General features: G+C 30.1%; 3 protein-coding genes. All 3 read right to left on the minus strand.

Annotation, left to right across the window (positions count from 1 at the left end; genetic code table 11):
* Positions 1–1,835: hypothetical protein (locus AJ932_RS02005; RefSeq protein ID WP_070278269.1), on the minus strand; the 1,835-nt coding region annotated here is incomplete at its 3' end.
* The gene (locus AJ932_RS10950; RefSeq protein ID WP_315940565.1) at positions 1,828–2,220 is read right to left on the minus strand and encodes a hypothetical protein; all 393 of its coding nucleotides are present in this window, start codon (positions 2,218–2,220) and stop codon (positions 1,828–1,830) included. The genes AJ932_RS10950 and AJ932_RS02005, both read right to left, overlap by 8 nt.
* A gap of 287 nt (positions 2,221–2,507) precedes the next feature.
* Complete coding sequence (locus AJ932_RS02020) at positions 2,508–2,963, minus strand: hypothetical protein (protein ID WP_070278271.1); 456 nt, start codon at positions 2,961–2,963, stop codon at positions 2,508–2,510.
* Positions 2,964–3,148: the final 185 nt, after the last annotated feature.

Below are 3,148 nucleotides of genomic sequence, written 5' to 3' on the forward strand. Positions count from 1 at the left end.
TATTGCACCTTGCATTTATTAGCATCTTTATCATCAAAAAGTTTAAGTTGCAGATAAAGCAGTTCTAAGTTTTGGGTATTCTTTTTTATATTATTGACAATGGATTTTTTTTCTTGTATTTGAGTATTAGCATCTAAATCTATTACAAAAATTTTATAGGCTTTAGTAAGAGTTTTAAAATGGAATTTTATATCTTTTAATATATCTTCTTTATCAAATTTTTCTATATCTAAAATAACTATAGGCTTGTCAATAAAAGCCATTTTTTTATAAGGGGTAAATTTTTGAGAATTAAAATAAGCAAAAAATACCACACCCTTATCTCTCCACTCGTCTTTGATGCTGTATTGATTTTTCCATCCACGACCTAACAATTCTAATCCACGAAAAGCTCTATTTTCTATAGTAGTATGGCGTATATATTCTTCTATATCTTCTTTAACATCAAAAACCAAATAAGATAAAATGATATAATTTTTATAGGATTCTTCTTGTTTTCTTACCTCATAATCAAAAACGATATTAAAATTATTTTTCAAAGCTTCTAGTTTTAACACCTCATTATCTTGCATTATTCCTTGTGCATAAGTGAAACTAAAAAACATTTTATCAATAAAAGCTTGCCCTTTTTGTTTATGCTTTTTTTGTATATTAAACATTGGAGCGTATTTTAAAACACTTTCATAAAAATTGTCTTCATTGAAATTTTCTCTGTCTATAATAAAGCTTATTTTATCTATAGTGCTCTCTTTACCCACATAAACATTTTCAAATACTATTTTACCCTCATCATCACTCATAGCCTTTGCCACCACTCTATTAAAGCGATGATTATAAACATAAATTTCCTTATTTTTTAAAGCTTCTCCATTCTTAGCAAGAAAGCATTCATTGATTTCTATTTTTATATTTAAGGTATTAGCTATGGGTTGTATTCTGATTATAGTTGGATTTTTTTCTTGAGCTTTTTTATAACTTTGCTCATCTTTATCTAAATAATAAGGAAAACTTAGCATCAAAAGAATGGTTTTAAAATAAGCACTATTAATATCACTTATTTCTTTACAAAGCTTTTCTGCTTCATCTTCATTTAACACTCTTAATTCTATATATTGATGAGTGATGAGATAATTGATGATTTTGTGCATTTTTTCATCTAATTTTTCCTCTAAATATTTCTCTTTGGCTTCTTGTTTTTTTAATTCCTCATCTTCATCGCCAAAAATTAAGTCATTAAAAAAACCTGCTACAAGTGTTCCCGCTACTGCACCCACTATTGTCCCAACAATAGGAAAGCTCGAGCCTATAGCTGCTCCAGTTGCTGCACCTGCGGCAATACGAGAAAGTATGGATACGCCAGCTCTAGCTGCGATATTAGATGCTACTCTTGAGCTAGCTATCTTAGTTGCAGCATTAGAAGCAACCCTGCTAGTTTGGGTTAAGGTTTGTTTGGCGACATATTCACCACCTTGTTTTATTTTTGCCCCGATAGAAGTATTATCCATGGTCAATTCAATACCAATTCCAATCATAATACCAACACCTGTTTCAGTCAAAGCTCTCACATTGGATTTTCCTTCTGCTTTAGCCAGAAAAAAATTCAATATCCCAAAATTCATTATTATTTTATAATGCATCATTTTCGCAATAGGCGAATTATCTTTTATACCAAACTTCATTATTTCTTTTTCAAAAGCTTTAGTAGCAAAACCTTCTGTAATGCCTAGTCCGTAAGGAGCAACATCTCCAAATACTCCTAAATCCCTTTTATCACTAGGAGTGCTTTGAGTTTCTTTAGAATAAAACTCTAAACTTCCATAAATACTTTCATTCATCCTTTTTCTCTTTTCTGAGTTCCATTGCTTCTTTAAGGAAAGTAGTATTAATTTCGCTAAAACCGCTTACATGTGAAATGATTTTTTTAAATTCTTCATCACTTAAGCTTAGCAAATAAGGCATTACATGGGGCTTTATAATGGCGTTAATTCCTTCACAAAAACCTTTTGTTGGATCATCGCCAGCACTCAACAAACCAGGTTCAAGGTGTTCTTTGATTTTATCTCCAAAGGTGTATATCACTATATGTCCTGGAGAAAGCGCAAATGACATGTGACGATAATACACAAAAAAAGTTCCTAAAGGAAAAACCAAATCATTCTTAATATAATACTCAATCACAAGTTTTTCTTTTGTGATATAAATTCTTTTAATATTTGCCATTTGATAGATCGCTCGTGCAAATACATATATGATTAAAAGAGACATAAAAAAAGCTACAAACCATTTAAAATCCTTAGTATTGTCAAATACCCTAGGGAGCCAATAAAGAAAAAAACATAAAAGTGCAATATATGTTATCCAATAAAGCAAAAACGAAGGTATATGCTTTTTTCTTTCAAAAACAATTTCATCTTGAGTGTCTTGCTCTTTGATTTCTGTGTTATTGTTTGTTTGGCTCATTTTTATCCTTTAAATAAGTTTTAATCTCTTGTATATAAAAAATACTTTCATTCATCTTTTTTCTCTTTTCTGAGTTCCATTGCTTCTTTAAGGAAAGTGGTATCAATGTCGTTATAACCGCTTACATGTGAAATGATTTTTTCAAATTCTTCATCACTTAAGCTTAGCAAATAAGGCATTACATGAGGTTTTATAATGGCATTAATTTTTTCACAACAACCTTTTGTTGGATCATCGCCAGCACTGAATAAACCAGGTTCAAGGTATTCTTTGGCCTTATCTCCAAAGGTGTATATCACTATATCTCCTGGATTTGCTATGGATGGAACTGACCAACTACGATAATACACAAAAAAAGTTCCTAAAGGAAAAACCAAATCATTTTTGATATAATACTTAATCACAAGTTTTTCTTTTGTGATATAAATTCTTTTAATATTTGCCGTTTTATAGATCTCTTGTGCAAGTGCATATACCGTTACAAGAAACATAATAAAAACCATAAACCATTTAAAATCCTTAGTATTGTCAAATGCCCTAGGAAGCAAATAAAGCATAAAACATAAAAGCACAATATATATTATCCAATAAAGCAAAAACGAAGGTATATCTTTTTTTCCTTCCCAAATGATTTCATCTTGAGTGTCTTGCTCTTTGATTTCTGTGTTATTGTTTGTTTGGCTCATTT

The sequence above is a fragment of the Campylobacter sp. BCW_6873 genome, assembly GCF_001762365.1.
Classification (GTDB): Bacteria; Campylobacterota; Campylobacteria; order Campylobacterales; family Campylobacteraceae; genus Campylobacter_D; species Campylobacter_D jejuni.

What these genes read in the sequence shown, in the direction of transcription:
- AJ932_RS10950 (WP_315940565.1), bottom strand. Translation starts at nt 2,220, where the DNA reads ATGGCAAATATTAAAAGAATTTATATCACAAAAGAAAAACTTGTGATT.
- AJ932_RS02020 (WP_070278271.1), bottom strand. Translation starts at nt 2,963, where the DNA reads ATGGTTTTTATTATGTTTCTTGTAACGGTATATGCACTTGCACAAGAG.